General features: G+C 61.1%; 10 protein-coding genes, 1 tRNA gene and 2 pseudogenes. 4 read left to right on the top strand and 9 right to left on the bottom strand.

All coding sequences use genetic code 11. The annotated features are described in order from the left end of the window. A pseudogene (locus CK218_RS31000) lies at positions 1-168 on the top strand (IS630 family transposase); the annotation flags it as partial. A gap of 2,526 nt (positions 169-2,694) precedes the next feature. Here CK218_RS31000 and CK218_RS00015 read toward each other — a convergent pair. The 3 genes from CK218_RS00015 to CK218_RS00030 form a co-directional block, all read right to left on the bottom strand. Next, positions 2,695-3,315 (bottom strand): hypothetical protein, encoded by a 621-nt coding sequence (locus CK218_RS00015; protein WP_095826516.1) that lies wholly within the window; start codon positions 3,313-3,315, stop codon positions 2,695-2,697. A 921-nt stretch (positions 3,316-4,236) separates the two neighbouring features. Further along, positions 4,237-5,967 carry a hypothetical protein gene (locus tag CK218_RS00020; protein ID WP_095826517.1) on the bottom strand — a complete coding sequence of 577 codons (1,731 nt, stop codon included), beginning with the start codon at positions 5,965-5,967 and terminating at the stop codon, positions 4,237-4,239. A 509-nt stretch (positions 5,968-6,476) separates the two neighbouring features. After that, positions 6,477-6,552: transfer RNA gene (locus tag CK218_RS00030), tRNA-Ile, on the bottom strand. A gap of 214 nt (positions 6,553-6,766) precedes the next feature. Here CK218_RS00030 and CK218_RS00035 point away from each other — a divergent pair. Beyond that, complete coding sequence (locus CK218_RS00035) at positions 6,767-7,477, top strand: SIMPL domain-containing protein (protein WP_095801601.1); 711 nt, start codon at positions 6,767-6,769, stop codon at positions 7,475-7,477. Positions 7,478-7,681: 204 nt separating this feature from the next. On the opposite strand, the gene CK218_RS00040 is transcribed toward CK218_RS00035, so the two are convergent. The 3 genes from CK218_RS00040 to CK218_RS31005 all read right to left on the bottom strand — a co-directional run bounded on the left by CK218_RS00040 (position 7,682) and on the right by CK218_RS31005 (position 9,706). Beyond that, a complete protein-coding gene (locus tag CK218_RS00040) occupies positions 7,682-8,032 on the bottom strand; it encodes a hypothetical protein (protein WP_095779689.1) in 351 nt (116 codons plus the stop codon). 393 nt (positions 8,033-8,425) lie between these two features. After that, on the bottom strand, positions 8,426-8,872 hold the full coding sequence (locus tag CK218_RS00045) for a YcgN family cysteine cluster protein (protein ID WP_066994651.1): 447 nt from the start codon (positions 8,870-8,872) through the stop codon (positions 8,426-8,428). A 315-nt stretch (positions 8,873-9,187) separates the two neighbouring features. Next, entirely contained in the window at positions 9,188-9,706 is a 519-nt protein-coding gene (locus CK218_RS31005) for a hypothetical protein (protein ID WP_245434820.1), read from the bottom strand. On the opposite strand from CK218_RS31005, the gene CK218_RS00050 reads away from it, so the two are divergent. Then, the gene (locus CK218_RS00050; RefSeq protein ID WP_245434823.1) at positions 9,683-11,278 is read left to right on the top strand and encodes an OmpA family protein; all 1,596 of its coding nucleotides are present in this window, start codon (positions 9,683-9,685) and stop codon (positions 11,276-11,278) included. The genes CK218_RS31005 and CK218_RS00050 overlap by 24 nt on opposite strands. A 422-nt stretch (positions 11,279-11,700) precedes the next feature. On the opposite strand, the gene CK218_RS00055 is transcribed toward CK218_RS00050, so the two are convergent. The 3 genes from CK218_RS00055 to CK218_RS00065 all read right to left on the bottom strand — a co-directional run bounded on the left by CK218_RS00055 (position 11,701) and on the right by CK218_RS00065 (position 14,203). Further along, positions 11,701-12,567, bottom strand: a complete 867-nt coding sequence (locus CK218_RS00055) for an NAD(P)-dependent oxidoreductase (protein ID WP_095826520.1) — start codon at positions 12,565-12,567, stop codon at positions 11,701-11,703. Between the two features lie 104 nt (positions 12,568-12,671). Then, the gene (locus tag CK218_RS00060) at positions 12,672-13,319 is read right to left on the bottom strand and encodes a helix-turn-helix transcriptional regulator (RefSeq protein ID WP_095781350.1); all 648 of its coding nucleotides are present in this window, start codon (positions 13,317-13,319) and stop codon (positions 12,672-12,674) included. Positions 13,320-13,327: 8 nt separating this feature from the next. Further along, positions 13,328-14,203, bottom strand: a complete 876-nt coding sequence (locus tag CK218_RS00065; RefSeq protein WP_095781349.1) for a S1C family serine protease — start codon at positions 14,201-14,203, stop codon at positions 13,328-13,330. A 170-nt stretch (positions 14,204-14,373) separates the two neighbouring features. Between CK218_RS00065 and CK218_RS00070 the strand changes: the two are divergent. Continuing rightward, positions 14,374-15,322, top strand: a pseudogene (locus tag CK218_RS00070) (trypsin-like peptidase domain-containing protein). The last annotated feature ends 13 nt before the right edge of the window (positions 15,323-15,335 follow it).

Below are 15,335 nucleotides of genomic sequence, written 5' to 3' on the forward strand. Positions count from 1 at the left end.
GATCTCAACCCGATCGAAATGGCCTTCGCCAAGCTCAAGGCGCATCTGCGCGCAAAGGCCATCAGAACCATCGACGCTCTGTGGCAGGCCATCGGCGATATCTGCAATCTGTTCTCCCTAACAGAATGCAGAAACTACTTCACTGCCGCAGGCTATGGACTCACATGAAAATCCGCCGCTTCTAATAAACCTTGGAGATCAAGGACATCAACTCGTTGCCGTCTGCTATTCACCTCGCTTCATAAGATGCTGCCCCAACAATCTGGAGCAGCGGCCGGAAGCGAACGGTAACAAGTGGCGGCCCCGAGTTTGGCCTTCCAGCATGGGCATGCAGCGGCAGTGTAGGCTTGTGTCGTCCGGGCAATGGTGGTTAGTCACTCGATGGTGCTGCGCCTCCAACTTGACGGGAGCAAACGCGGGGATCGCCTTTTGCCCAGCCCGTCAACGGGCCCGGAAGTTTCTGGCCTCGCTCAATTTTCGGCAACGAAATCAAAGGTTATGGTGGGCCCGGAGGGTCGTCGTTCGACAGGAAATCAATATGTTAGCGGGTGGTTCGCCTACCCGTTTCCCTCGTATTCTCTCGTATGGTCTGGCGAACCGAAAGACGATGGACGAGGATAGTTACTGGCTTCGAGATATCGACGATGGAGCCCTAAGTAGCCAGCCACTTCCTCCTGGTGAATGACCGAAATGGTTTGCAGACAGTCCGCTTTCACGGCATCGAAATCAAATGGCTGCCATTGAAGCGCGAGGGAGTTGTAGCTTCGACCTCTCCCTTACCAAGGGAGTGCTCTACCACTGAGTTACCGCAGCGACGCGCGCCTAAATGGCCGCTGCCGCCTTGAATTGCAAGGCTTGAGGGCCCGTTTAGCAGCCTGCGCGGTTTTGGCTCGATGTTTCCAAAGTGGCAACACACGGGCTCGAAACACCGCCAAGCCTACACCGGTTTGGCGAGAGCTACACCGCATTTGTTGCCAGCTCGTTGCCGTTTTGGATGCGAAGAGCCCGTACAGGGGTTTCTCGCACCCCCGCCCTTCACACTACTTGCGAAGGCCTTCGCGCGTTCCGGCGATGATGCCGGGAATGCGCCGATGGCGTGTAGAGCTATCCAACGACCGTTTTGGGGCCGCCGACGGCGCGGGCAAACTTGCACTTTGTCGCCGCCTTAGCGCCTGAGCCGTGATACCGATGATCGGTGCGGTCGGCCCCCCGGAGCGATGGCGCGCAAACACCAATCTCCGCCGCCACCCGGCGGAACGGGATAACATGGGCAATCCTGCAGAGGATAAAGAATCGGCCCCTGATCGCTCAGTCGTCGCAGAGGTCCGAGCAGATTGGTGCGCACCTCACCCTATCATGCAGCGAGCATCCCTTTCCGCCGACGGCGCACGCGTCAAACGAGTACTTGTTGCTGCAGCCCGGTGGATAGGGACCAAACCCGTCGCCGGGATCATCGCCGCCCTGTGCCAGAATTCGCCTTCCTTCCTTGTGGGCAGCGGACCATTGGGACTGGAGCCGAATTTTGGATTGGTCGTCGCCACGAGACCACGAGCCGGCGGCGTAAGCCGATGCCGCGCCCCCAAAAATTGAGGCCGCCACGGCCGCGGCCACTAGGGCCTTTGCTATCGATGACATTTTTCAACCTCCTCTCGACGGTCGCCATTGGGATGGCTTTCCATGGGGCCTCCCAAGGGCCGTCTCCTGCGTGCAGTTAGTCAATCGCAACTATTCATGCATACGTTGTAATTATCTCTGCAGTCTGGTGCGCCAACTGCCTTGCAGTGCCTGTAGACGATTTCACAGCCCTTCGTACACTGATCCACTTTGATGATGGGAGACATGTTCTCCGCCTGACGCTTGACGCCGGGAAGGACTGACATAGCCACCTGATCTGAGGCTGGACCTTTGAAGGCGGGCCCCGACTCGCTTCCTATCGAAGCCGCAGAACCTTGCGAACATATCAAGGTTGCAGCCAGGCTAATAATGATTGCTACACGCTGTTTCATGGCTAACCCATATATTCAATCTGAACCTGTCAGTTCAACATCCGAAGAATCTCTTTGTTATTTCGCGCTTAGTACATTCCAGATCCTATTGAGCGCTCGTGGCTATGCACTGACCATCTGACATATACTCTCCTGATGGACAATCTGGGCTATTCTGGTAGACGGGCGCTCGTCGCGGCGGCGGCGGGCGATAAGGGGCAGGTCGGCGGTAAACAGGTGCCTGCCGCCGAGGTTGTGAAAGCGTCTGGTTCATCAACGGCACAAATGCGTCCGTCGTTGAATTAATTTGAGCTGTGGAGCAACCAGATACGCAGGTCAGGCCGACAAGTATAGGTGATAATTGTACGCACGATAGTTTCCTCCCTTGGTTATTGCTCATCCCCTTTATACCGAATTCCCCAGCACGCATTTTCTCATCAGCCCGTCCTTCAATCGAGGCCGGACTCTAGCTCCAGGTCACGTCAGCCGACTCGGCCTTACCGAGGATAATCTGTTGAGGCTCCACAGCTAGCTACCCGAGATGATATGCAGTTAGCCCACTGTGTTGCCGGCCGAGCACTCGACGCGACCAATCAACCTTCACCGAGCGATGCACACGTCGCCTTTGCTGCTGTTCTGGCAATTGGCCGCCAGTGTTCGCCGCACGATCTCGCTGTTCCGGACTTGGCCGTAGGCGAAGCACACGTTCTCAGTTCAAAGCGCAGCGTTCCTCTGACCATCCGCGGGCCCGCTGTGCAGGTGTACAGACAGTGCCATTGTTATTATAATTCCATTTATCCTTGGCTGGAGAATTGCTGTAGCCCGGTCGATACCGTGGGCGATAAACGGGTTCGGAGTTGTTTTGCATGCTGCCCATTGCTCCGAGGAACGAGCGCATGAACATATCCACGTCAGCGTTGGTTTGCTGCTCCCGCCTTTGCTGCTCGTCGTGATACTCAGCGACACCCAAATTACGTGCGTAAAGGCCTGCTTCAGTGAGAGACCCGTTGAGCGCGTACACTTCGCAGTAGTCGTAGCCGGCACGTTTGCAGTCACGGACTGTCTCGGCCATCATGGCCTTGGCGTTGGCTGACGTTGCTTTCCTTTTATCGTTCCAGGTCCAGAAGCAGTGTGTGCTGCCAGTGCTCCTGTTATAGCCCCCGACAAAGACCTTAGCGCCGCGTAGGTTATTGTACCGGTTGTACATTGAGTTCTTACAGCCGTTCCAGACAGCGGCCCCGACAGTCCCAGCGGTGGCCGGCCCGACAGCGGCTGCCGAGACCAAACCTAGGGCAAACAGTGCAAGCAATCCGACAGCTGCGGTACGCATCTTACCCTCCTGCTATCAGGGATGCTCGCACCGTATGGGCGAGCACACCAAACGATAACTGCATTGAGCGGTTCTGTAACCCTTGGCGGCGCACTCGCACTGGGCAGTTTCAGCGCTTTGAGGAGTGGGTCATTTCCTTACCTGAGTGCCCGTAAGGCCGCAGGCCACATATCCTCCACAATCCTTATTGCAATGGCGGGTAACAGTCCCGAGCAAAGCATTACCTGAACTCTTAATGTAGTGGCTCACAGCGGTCGCGCCTCGCCCATTGTAGCAATGCCGCCTCACCTCCGGCACTTGGCCTGGGGTGCCTTACCCGCAAGCTTCAAATGCGATCTGCGCTTGAATGGACCCCGCCAGAAGGTTCTGGGCCGGTGACCCCCGTCCACAATAGAAGAAGTAGGATTTGTAAGATGATGCGCATGAGACTCCCTCCCCTTGGGTCAAGTGGTTGCGCACGTGTTAGTTAAGCTACACCTAAAGTTCATCGTCTGGCAACTGCTTTTTGGTAGTGGGTCAGTCGTCTAATCGCGGACCGAAGATACGAGCCCAAATTTGTATTGAGGTGGGATTTGCCGGGAGCACGGTCGTTGCGGAACAGCTAGATATAAGCCCGCACACCTGACAGGCCGGCCTTGGCACCTCTGTTATGGATCAGCGGCCGAGTGCTGCCCCGGCAGCGATTGCGAATGCCGCGAGTGGTTCGCCTACCCGTTTCCCTCGTATTCTCTCGGTCGGTCTGGCGAACCCAAAGACGATGGACGAGAATAGTTACTGGCTTCGAGATATCGACGATGGAGCCCTAACTAGCCAGCAACTTCCTCCTGGTGAATGACCGAAAGGGGGCCGGAAGCGTTCGGTCCGCATTCGGGTCGTTGAATCGGATAGGGGCCGCTGACCCCGCGAGTAGCCGACATATCGCTAAGCTTGTTCCTGCGGCGCAGCGTCCACGCCAACTGCTGCCGCTCTGTCCAGTCGCTGAACAAGCCCCCAACTCTGAACCCGATATTTATTCAAGGGGCTTTCCTCCTGAATCTGTTTGAGGGCCAGCCCTGCGTTTCTCATTATCTTCTCATGAGCCTCACTGGGATTCACCAGTTGCCTCCACTGCGTAAGGCCCCGTCGTATTTTCAGGAAATCCTCGCCTTCATGACGCTTCAATACCTGCACGTATTCCTCAACGGGAACGGCTGCCAAGGCCTCGGTGACGTCACTATTGTAACCCTCGCCGTCTAACATCAGGAATAGCTCGTCAACCGCCGGCTTAGGATCTTGATCGACATCCAGTTCCGCAAGGCGGACTTGCAGATCCTCTGGCACCGGAGTTCCGTACATTTCGATGCCGCTAATATCAAAAGCGCCTTTGAAGTCGCGATTTGCCTGCACGTAAAACTCGAAGAGCTCGTTGCCCCGCGCCGCCCGGTCAAGCGTCCGATGGGCATTTACGACGCCTATGGTCTCGTTAAGAGAATAGTATTTGGCTTTGGTCGAAAAGCATTCCAAAAAGGGCGCCAAACCTTCGTCTACGGTGCCGTTGAATGTATCAAACAAAGTCCGCCACGCTCGCCGTATCTGCTCGGCAGCCTCGTTCGCCTCCACCCTATCATTGAGCGCGTCGGCGTGACGGTCGACCTTTTCTTTCGAGAAATACCCATCCTGGATGCCATTCAATAGCACGGTATCAAGCTCGTCCGTGTGGGCGTACCCATAATCATCCAGCAACTTTACCCACTTCTGCTGCTCGGGCGTTAAAGCGCCTTCCTTGTCGTCGTTGTACCCAGCGTAGATACCCTGCCTGCTCATGATGAAGTTAACTGAGGGCGCCACCTCAGGTTGGAGATGGCACCACCCCAGCAGCACGATGGAACTAACCACACTTTCCAGAACGCCGGCCTTGTAACCCTTCACCAGCGGCTCGGCCTGCTCGGCGAAACCAAAAAGCTTTCGGATGACGCGTACGTTGTCGATGGAGAGGGCAGTAGCGCGGCCCTTCACCATCTCTTTAAGTTTTGGATCGCCCTCAAGGCCTTTGAGCGCTATCTCGACGCTCTCCTGAGCGGTGGGCGTAAAGCTTAGGTTTATGTCGACAACCTTCTCCAAATATCCTTCGAACGCAGTGCGGTCGCGAAGCTGCTCATCGTTCAGGAGCAGCACAACTTTGCATTGTCGTTCTTCCTTGAGCTGAGAGATCAGACCCATCACGTCGGTGATCCGAAGCTGGTCTCCCTTTCTTTCAAGGTCGTCGATGCAGATCAGCCGATTGCGGATGAGGAGCGTCATCACTGAAATGGCGGCCCCGTAGTAATTTTCAAAGAGCTTCCCGACAAACCCGGAATTCTTTTTGAAGACCGAAACCCCGTCATTGTAGATCGAGCTTAAGTTGTTGGGATCGAATTCCGCACCGATACGATCACGTGCGATGGTCTGGTTTACGATCTCCCGCTTCACATCCTCGACGTTGTTCAAGCCAAAGAGGGAAACATAGGCGTATTTTTCGCAGGCAAGGCCACCCTCGGCTTTGGCGGCAGTGTTAAGAACGTCGTTCCATGTGTAGGTCTTTCCTGTGCCCCAGTTGCCGCGGATGCAAAGCACCTCCGGCAACCCAGACTTCAGAAATTCGACAATCTTTTCACGAACCAGCTTGGTCGACATTCTGAGCCCGAATCCTTCGGCGTTATTTCATACCGATTTGTAGCAGAGACCGTAGTTGAAGTTTAGGACACGCAAAGCTCGGACCGGAAAATCGAGGCAAAAGCGAAGCAACTGGGGATTCCCTTCCCTGTTCCAAGTTGTGGAGTCGTTATACCCTCCGGGAACCAGGCGAAGGCAGTTGCGGGTCCCAATCCGGACATCATGCCGCCTGACCCGAACGTCTGCTTTCGGGAAACGACCAAGTAGAAATCAATGGCGGCCATCAGGCGCAAAGCAGCCATCCACAGCGCCAAAGAAATGGGCGAGTGGCCGGATCGGCTTCTTGAATCTATTTCGGCGAACTGCCTCGTAACCTATTGGTGCATAAGAAAGTGGGTTGCCGTGGCGGCTAGGTTTCCGGTCGCCGTAGATGGAGCTGTCGAATACTGGTATCCTACCCGGCACGTCAGTCGCGAGCGACACATTCGGCTTGCGTCGAAATGAGCCTGCCGGGTGGGCTACCCCGATAATGGTGGGCCCGGAGGGACTCGAACCCCCAACCAAGCGGTTATGAGCCGCCGGCTCTAACCATTGAGCTACAGGCCCCACGCGGGCTGGCTTAGTGTTTTTCGCCGCCCGGCACAAGGCTTTCGAAAGCGCTGGCGGCAAATGCCAAAATCAGCTCATATTCGCTTCGTACAGCGGCGTGCGCGCCCATCAGGCGCGTGAACTGGTCCGGACTGCCCGCAACGCCGGGAATCGATGCCTTTTTCGAGTCTGGGCAGAGGTGATACCGGATCGCAGATTTCGAGGAGTTTTCATGACCAAGTATCTTTTGCCTGTCGCGCTCGCTGCCGCGATCGCGTTTCCGGCGCTGGCAAGCGCCGCCGACACGCAGCCGCCTCCGCGCATTGTCGTCTCGGGCGAAGGCGAAGCGACTGTCGCGCCGGACATGGCGATCCTGACGCTCAGCGTCATGCGTGAGGCAAAGACCGCGCGCGCCGCGCTCGATGCCAACAATGATGCCATGGCGGCCGTGATCGCGGCGATGAAATCGGCCGGCATTGCCGATCGCGACCTGCAGACAGCCGGCATCCAGATCAATCCGCGCTACAATTACACCAACAAGGCGGACGGCAGCCAGGAAGCCGAGCTCGTTGCCTACCAGGTGACGAACACACTGTCGGTGCGCGTGCGCGACGTCGACAAGACCGGCGACATCCTCGACAAGGCGGTGTCGCTCGGGGTCAACCAGGGCGGCGGCATCGCCTTCACCAACGATGATCCGAAGGCCACCATCACCGAGGCGCGCAAGAAGGCGGTTGCCGACGCGCTCGCCAAGGCCAAGACGCTCGCCGCGGCCGCCGGCGTCAACCTTGGCAAGGTGATCGAGATCACCGACCAGAACGTCGCGCCGGCGCCGATGCCGCTAAACGCCAAGGCTTTCGATGCCGCCCGCGCCGCCGTGCCGGTGCAGGCCGGCGAGAATTCCTACACCGTCCAGGTGACCGTCACGTTCGAGCTGAAATAGCCCGCCCGCTTCTGCTAATCGGACAAAACTAAACCCCGGAGGACGATCCTCCGGGGTTTATCTGAGCCGCGCTTCAGCACTGGCCGAAGGGGCTCCACTACTCACAGGTGACCCTCAGCGAGTCCCTTCTACCGGCCTCGCAGAAGGTCAGCTGGTCCTGCAGAGGATCATGCCAAGCCGGTCCTCGCAGGCTCCAGAAAAGCCTCAGCGATAGATGATCGGGCAGCCACGCTCGTTGGCGAAGACCACCACCACGCGGTCGCCATACTGACGGCCGGCCACCTTCACCGTTCGGCGGCTGATGTCGACGATGCGAACGCGGTGCAGGCCCATACGCTCGGCCTTGTCGAGCGCGCGGTCCGGCGAGCAGCCGCGGCGGCGCCAGTCGCGATCGCGGCGGTAATAGCCATCATCGCCGGTGTAGACGCCGAAGCGCGGATCGTGATTGTTGCCGAAGCCGAGATAGAGGCTGTCCGCATGCGCCGCCGGGATGGCGCCGAGCGTGCCAAGCCCGACAAGGGCCGAAAGGGCTGCCGTCTTGATCTGGTTGAACATTGTCTCTCTCCTTGTTGTGGGCCTCTCGCCCTTGAACGGATGATTGGCGAACCAATGATTACAAAATGCCTTTTTGTGTCTGAACTTTGTGCGAACCGGCCGTTCATGTCCGGTTCATGTGGAAGAAACGCAAAACCCTCACCCGAATGCACTTCCAAATCTGACGCGGGGAACGCGTCACCGAGGCCCCAGTTCCCTCGAGTTTCAAGATGCGAAGCCGCCAGGCTCGTCATCAAGATGCGAAGCCGCCAGGCTTCGTCATCAAGATGCGAAGCCGCCAGGCTTCGTCATCAAGATGCGAAGCCGCCAGGCTTCGTCATCAAGATGCGAACCCGTCAGGGTTCGTCATCAAGTTGCGGACCCGTCAGGGTTCCTCATCAAGATGCGAACCCGTCAGGGTTCGTCATCAAGCACATAATCAAAATAGTCGTCCGGCTCGGCGAGATCCGTTTCCTTGGCCTTCACCCGGCCGCGGATCGAGATCCCGGCCTCATGCACGGTCTCCGCGCTTCCCGAAACCAGTTTGTGCCACCAGTAGAGGTCGTGTCCCTCGGCGATGAGCCGGTAGGCGCATGTCTTGGGCAGCCAGGTGATGGTGCGCACATTCTGCGGTGTCAGTCCGACGCAATCGGGCACGCGCGCCAGCCGGTTGGCATAATCCGAGCAAAGGCATTTTTCGGCGTCGAACAGCCGGCAGCCGACGCTCGTCCAATAGATTTCGCCGGTATCCTCGTCCTCGAGCTTGGACAGGCAGCATTTGCCGCAGCCGTCACAGAGTGATTCCCATTCGGCCGGCGTCATGGCCTCGAGCGTCTTGGTTTTCCAAAATGGCGCATTCATGCGGCTGGATTTGGCCCTCCGGGACCTGTCGGTCAAGCACTGCTGTCACAGTGACCCATTATCAACATTAGAAAAACACGAAATTGCCTTCAAAAGGCCGGCCGGGCATCCTTGGCTGACAACAATGCCCGGCGGAACCAATTGATGCTGTTGAAAGTTTGGGCAGGGATGGGACCCCAGTAGGAGAAAATCGATATGAAACGCCAACCACGGATTCTGGCAGGTACGGCAATCGGCCTGCTAATGGCATCCGCGCCGTTGGGCGCGTATCCGCTGCAGGCCGATCTCGGCCCTTCGCGGGGGACGCCGTTTATCCTAGCGCAGTCGAACTGCGCAGAAGGCCCATCGGCTGAGGAATGTGCGCAAGGCCAGCAGGGGCAAGCCGAGCAGCCGAGGAAAAAGAAGCGCGAGCAGCAGACGGAATCGGCGCCGGCCGAACAGTCCGCCGAGCCCGAGCAGAAGCCGCGCCGGAAGCGGCAGGACCAGCAGCAGTCCGGCCAGGCGGAAGAGGCGGCCCCGGCGGAGCAGCAGCTCAAACCGCGCAAGAAACGCGATCAACAGCAGCAGATCGAGGCAGCCCCTGCCGATCAGGGCGGACAGGCTGCGACCGACGAGCAGCAGCCGCGCAAGAAGAAGCGCCAGCAGCAGACCGAAACCGCACCGGCCGAGCAGCCGGCCGAACAGGCCGCGCCGGCGAGCGACGAACAGCAGCCGCGCAGGAAGAAGCGCCAGCAGCAGCAAACCGAAACGGCGCCGGCAGAGCAGCCCGCCGAACAGACGGCGCCGGCGAGCGACGAACAGCAGCCGCGCATGAAGAAGCGCCAGCAGCAGCAAACCGAGACCGCACCGGCCGAGCAGCCTGCCGAACAGGCGGCGCCCGCCAACGACAACACGAAGCTGCGCAGGAAGAAGCGGGATCAGCAGCAAACCGAGACCGCCCCGGCCGAGCAGGCGCCGAAGACCGAAGCCCCTGCCGGCGAAGCGCAGCAGGCCGAGCCGATGCAGAACAATCAGCAAGCAGCACCGGCAGAAGGCGAACAGCCTCTGGACAAGACCAAGCGTAGAAAGACGGTCGGCGAGCAGCCCGGCACCGGTCAGGCGGTGACGGGAGAGCAACCTTCGACCAAGCAGCCCTCCAGCGAAGGCCAGGCAACCACCCAGCCCGCTACCGGTGAGCAGCCGGCTGAAGGCGGCGCGAACGCCGGCGCTGCCGCACAGGGCGAAGCCCCTGCCAACGCGAACGAGACTCCCATTCTCGACAGCCAGAAGGATGTCGTTCGCAAGCGCAAGGGTCGCCAGCCGGCCGGCCAGAACGAGAATGGCCAGGCCGGTGTCGAGCAAGGCGGCAACCAGGCTGGACAGCAGGGCGGCAATCAGGCCGAGCAGCGGCCTGCCGCGGTCGATCAGGGGCCGCCGCCCACCGACGACAAGGCGGCCCAGCAGGCGATCAAGCCTGAGAAGCTTGTTCCGGTCACCGAGGAAAAGGGCAAGCGGATCGAGCTTACGCCCGAGCAGGTGGTCCGCGAGCGCCGCCGGCCCCAGGGCGCGGATGTGGTGAAGCAGTTCGGCGACCGCGTGATCCTCCAGTTCAACAACCAGACTTTCGTGGAAAGCAACGAGGCTCCTCGCATCACCCGTGGCGCCAGGGACGTCTATTACGAGGATCTGCCGCGCGGCCGCACCCGCGAGACCGTCGAGCGCGAGAATGGCGTCAAGATCGTCACCATCCGCAACCGCAATGGCGACATTGTCCAGCGTTCGCGCATCACGCCTGACGGGCGCGAATATGTGCTGAGCTATGTCGACGAGCGCTATTACCAGGATGTCGACGACTGGCGCGATCCAGGCGACGACCTGCCGCCGATGCGTCTCGACATATCGCGTCGGGACTACATCCTGGATTCGGAAGAAGTCGAGGATCCGGACGAGTATTACACCTTCCTCGAGCAGCCGCCGGTGGAGAGGGTGCAGCGTCTCTACTCGATCGACGAGGTCAAGCGCTCGGCCCGCGTGCGCGACATCGCCCGGCGTATCGACCTCGACACGCTCAACTTCGATTTCGGCTCGGCGACTCTTTCCGACACCGAAGTGCAGAAGCTCGAAGGCGTGGCCACCGCCATGGACAAACTTCTCAAGAAGAACCCGGCCGAGACCTTCCTGATCGAGGGCCACACCGACGCCGTCGGTACGCCTGACGCGAACCTCGCACTGTCGGATCGGCGTGCCGAGGCGGTCGCCGAAGCGTTGACCAACGCTTTCGGCGTCCCGGCCGAGAACCTCACGACACAGGGCTATGGCGAGGAATATCTCAAGGTGAATACGTCTAGCCCGAATCGCGAGAACCGTCGTGTCGCCATCCGCCGCATCACCTCGCTGGTGGCGCCTGTGGCGAGCAACGAGCAATGACTTCAAGGTCCTGAGCCGATTTTCGGAATCAGCGCGACAAGATTGGGCCCGTCCGGATCCGGACGGGCCCTTTCTCTTGAAATTCAAGAAGAATTGTCCCGCTCATCCCGCCGTGCTCATTGAATCGCCGCATTGCGGCACCCAGATTCCAGTCAGGGCGTTCCCTGCCCTGTCCCGACTCCAGCGGGACACATGAGCCCCGCCGGCGCCCCTCTCCGGCGGGGCTTTATCTTGAAAATAAGTCCACCTGCCGGAAATACGGTGGAACCCCACAGAGCAATTCCAGGAGAATGCGCAGCGGTTTTCGGAATTGCGTAGATCAGGGCGAAACCGCCCCGGAACATCTCAGGAAGCGTCTCGAACTCGCGTCGAATCCGTCGAAAGGCAGGAAGGGCGCCGCGGAATGAGGCGGCCGCGGGCTTTCAGTAGATCCTTCTGACCTTCGTCGGCGAGTTGGCGAACACCTCGTCAGGCACGAAAAAATCGCCGGCAAGCTGATCCGCCGCGCCTGGCGCATAGGCCGAAAAGTCCGTGACGCCCTCTGCCCGCAGCACCTCTTCGTCGATGTAGAAATTGCCGGTCGCCTCGCGCGCCGGCCGCAGAAAGATCGCGCGCGCGGCATCGGCCATGATGTCGGGCGAGCGGCTCATCGCAGCCACCGTGGCGCCACCCAGGAGATTGCGCACGGCGGCCGTGTCGATGGTCGAGAACGGCCATAGCGAATTGACGGCGATGCCGTCTTTGGCGAACTCGGCGCTCATGCCGAGCGTGCACATGGACATGCCGAACTTGGCCATCGTGTAGGCGACGTGGTTCTTGAACCACTTGGCCTTCATGTCGAGCGGCGGCGCCAGATTCAGGATGTGAGGATTCTTTGCCAACTTCAGGTGTGGAATGCACATTTTGGACACCAGGAACGTGCCGCGCGTGTTGATCTGGTGCATCAGATCGTAGCGCCTCATGTCGGTCTCCAGCGTGCCGGTAAGCTGGATGGCGCTGGCATTGTTGACGCAGATGTCGATGCCGCCGAACCGCTCGACGGTCTTTGCCACCGCCTCGCCGACCTGAGCCTCGTCGCGGATGTCGCAAAGCACCGGCAGCGCCTTGCCGCCGGCCTGCTCGATCTCTTCGGCCGCGCTGTAGATCGTGCCCGGCAGCTTCGGATGCGGCTCGGCGGTTTTGGCCGCAATCGTTATATTGGCGCCGTCGCGCGCCGCGCGCAGCGCGATCGCGAACCCAATCCCGCGCGATCCGCCCGAGATGAACAGCGTCTTTCCCTTGAGCGACATGTCTCGGCTCCCTCTGCAACAGGGAGGCAACTTGCGCGGCGGGCAGCCGTGGCGCAAGGCCAAAGGCACCGGACCGAGGTTACGCAGCGTCGTGCTGAAAGGGTCTAGACCAGCACCAGCCCTTGCCGCATGGCGATGGCGATCGCATCGGTGCGGTTGGCGGCGCCGAGCTTGATCAGGATCGCGGCGACGTGGAATTTCGCCGTGTGGACGGAGATGTTGAGCCGACGGGCGATCACCTTGTTGGGCGCGCCTTCCGCCAGCAGTGCGAGCACTTCAGCCTCGCGCGGCGACAACGCCGCGCGGGGCTGGTTGTCGTCGGGCGTCTCGTCCTCGGACACCCCCGCGTGGAACTCGCCATGTGCACCAAGATCTGACGGTCCTGCCCGGCCGATGCGATAGCCGGTCGCCGCCAAGCGCAAGGCGGCGGCAATCAGCAGGCCGTCGGCGGAGGCCGGGAGCGTCGCAAACACATTGCCGCCCGGCCTTTCATGGCCGGCGCGGCGCGACAGCAGCACACATGGCGTTGCCGGGCTCACGGCCCGGCTTTCCGAAGCAGCCTCATCGACCAAGGCGACATCCGCCGTTTGACCCATGCCGCTCCCGGCGAGGATCGGCAGCAGGTCCTCGCTCGCCGCAAGCGCATCGACCAGTTGCTCGGCTCGCGCCGCGTCGCCGAGCGCGATCAGCACCGTCAGCCGGTTGCTTGCCGGCTCCAGTCGAGCAATCGTTTGTATCGCGCTGCTTGCCATCGGCCCTCTCAGCTCAACGGCTTTTCGCCGATGGTGATCGAAACATCGCGCTCAGCGCCGCCACTCAAGATACCGAGCGTCACGGTGGTGCCGGCGCTGTCCGGCCCGAGCTTGCGGATAAGCTCGCGCGGCCCATGCACGGCCTCGCCATTCCAGGTGACGATGATGTCGCCGACATGCAGGCCGGCGGCTTTCGCCGGGCCGCTGTCGTCGAGGCTCATCACCATGGCGCCGTGGGTGTCGCTGTTGCGGATCGGGTGCAGCCCGGCACCGAGATAGCCGCGCGCGACATGTCCCTTCTGGCGCAGCGTCGCGACCGCCCGCTCGATCGTCTCGTAAGGCATGACCAGCGCCCGCCGGCGCGGCCCGAACAAGAGCATGCCGATCAGGCCGCCCTTGGCATCGAGCACCGGACCGCCCTCGAAGCGGCCGCCGGTGTTGATGGCCAGATTGATGCGGCGGTCGATCGCGCCGCCGCGCATCGAGCGCCAGGCGGACCCGACCTCGCCGACCGTGCCAAAGACCGCAAGTGCTGCCCCTTCGCTACTGCCGACGGCGATCGCCACATTGCCGGGGCGCACGGCAGCGGCCTCAGCCAGTTGCGGCAGACCGGCGGCGGCGGAAGCCGGCTTCAGCAGGGCAACGCCCGTCGAAGGGTCGCGGCCGGCAAGCTCGGCTTTCACAGTTTCGCCCGAGGCCAGCGTCAGCTCGATCTCCTCTCCGGCTTCGACCGCTTCCTCCGCGGTAACAAAGAAGCCGTCGCGCCAGTGGAAGGCGCTGGCGGTGCGGTGGTGATGCGTAGCGAAGCTTGCCAGCGCCGGCGCGGCGGCCGCCGCGACATCGGCAACGGCATCGGAAAAGGCACTGAGGTTGAAGTTGCTCATATCGATGATCTCCTGGGTTCTGTGACCCAGATATCGCTCCATGGCGCTGCCGCGGATACTCGCCTGACGGCTAGTCGAGTGCCTGACTGGCCATGTGGTCAGGTCGCGGCAATTGCTGCCGCTCCGCACATATAGGCATCGTTTGCGCCAGATCACACGGGAGCCCACCCATGGCCTTCGCCGCCGAAAAACTCCAATCCGATGACGCCTTGCTCGACGCCTACTCGGCGACGGTCGCCGACGCCGTCGATCGAATCGGACCGGCCGTCTGCCGCATCGAGCGCATTGGTGCCGGCGGCCATGGCTCGGGTTTCGTGATCGCTCAGGACGGGCTGGTCGTCACCAATTTCCACGTCGTCGGCGACGCCCGCGACGTTCGGGTCACGATGCCGGATGGCGCTTCGCGCGAGGGGCGCGTGCTTGGCCGCGACCCCGACACCGACATCGCGCTGGTGCGCGCCGACGGCAGCTTTGCCGACGTCGCCCCGCTCGGCGATTCCAAGCGCCTCAGGCGCGGCCAGATCGCGATCGCCATCGGCAATCCGCTCGGCTTCGAATGGACCGTCACCGCCGGCGTCGTCTCGGCGCTCGGCCGCTCGATGCGCGCCTCGACCGGCAGGCTGATCGACGACGTCATTCAGACCGATGCCGCGCTCAACCCCGGCAATTCCGGCGGACCGCTGGTGTCGTCGGCCGGCGAAGTCATCGGCGTCAACACCGCCATGATCCACGGCGCGCAAGGCATTGCCTTCGCGGTCGCCTCCAACACCGCCAATTTCGTCATTTCCGAGATCATCCGCTTCGGCCGCGTGCGCCGCGCCTTCATCGGCGTCTCTGCCGATACGACCAACCTGCCGCGCCGTGCCGCACTTCTCTCGCAGGTCACGACCAACACGGCCGTGCGCCTGCGCAGTGTCGAGAAGAACGGCCCCGCCGCGAGGGGCTGGCCTGAAGGAAGGCGACATCGTCGCCGCTATCGACGGCCGGCCGGTCACCGGCGTCGATGATCTCGTGCGCATGCTCGACGCCGAACGTATCGGTCGCGAGACGCTCTGCACCGTCGTGCGCCGCACCGGCGTCAGCCAGGTCGCCGTGACGCCGGTGGCGCGGACGAACTGAGACCCGCTGACTG

This window comes from Mesorhizobium sp. WSM3879, from assembly GCF_002294915.1.
Taxonomy (GTDB): Bacteria; Pseudomonadota; Alphaproteobacteria; order Rhizobiales; family Rhizobiaceae; genus Mesorhizobium.

What these genes read in the sequence shown, in the direction of transcription:
- CK218_RS00015 (WP_095826516.1), bottom strand. Translation starts at nt 3,315, where the DNA reads ATGCGTACCGCAGCTGTCGGATTGCTTGCACTGTTTGCCCTAGGTTTG.
- CK218_RS00035 (WP_095801601.1), top strand. Translation starts at nt 6,767, where the DNA reads ATGACCAAGTATCTTTTGCCTGTCGCGCTCGCTGCCGCGATCGCGTTT.
- CK218_RS00020 (WP_095826517.1), bottom strand. Translation starts at nt 5,967, where the DNA reads ATGTCGACCAAGCTGGTTCGTGAAAAGATTGTCGAATTTCTGAAGTCT.
- CK218_RS00040 (WP_095779689.1), bottom strand. Translation starts at nt 8,032, where the DNA reads ATGTTCAACCAGATCAAGACGGCAGCCCTTTCGGCCCTTGTCGGGCTT.
- CK218_RS00055 (WP_095826520.1), bottom strand. Translation starts at nt 12,567, where the DNA reads ATGTCGCTCAAGGGAAAGACGCTGTTCATCTCGGGCGGATCGCGCGGG.
- CK218_RS00050 (WP_245434823.1), top strand. Translation starts at nt 9,683, where the DNA reads ATGAAGAAGCGCCAGCAGCAGCAAACCGAGACCGCACCGGCCGAGCAG.
- CK218_RS00065 (WP_095781349.1), bottom strand. Translation starts at nt 14,203, where the DNA reads ATGAGCAACTTCAACCTCAGTGCCTTTTCCGATGCCGTTGCCGATGTC.
- CK218_RS00060 (WP_095781350.1), bottom strand. Translation starts at nt 13,319, where the DNA reads ATGGCAAGCAGCGCGATACAAACGATTGCTCGACTGGAGCCGGCAAGC.
- CK218_RS00045 (WP_066994651.1), bottom strand. Translation starts at nt 8,872, where the DNA reads ATGAATGCGCCATTTTGGAAAACCAAGACGCTCGAGGCCATGACGCCG.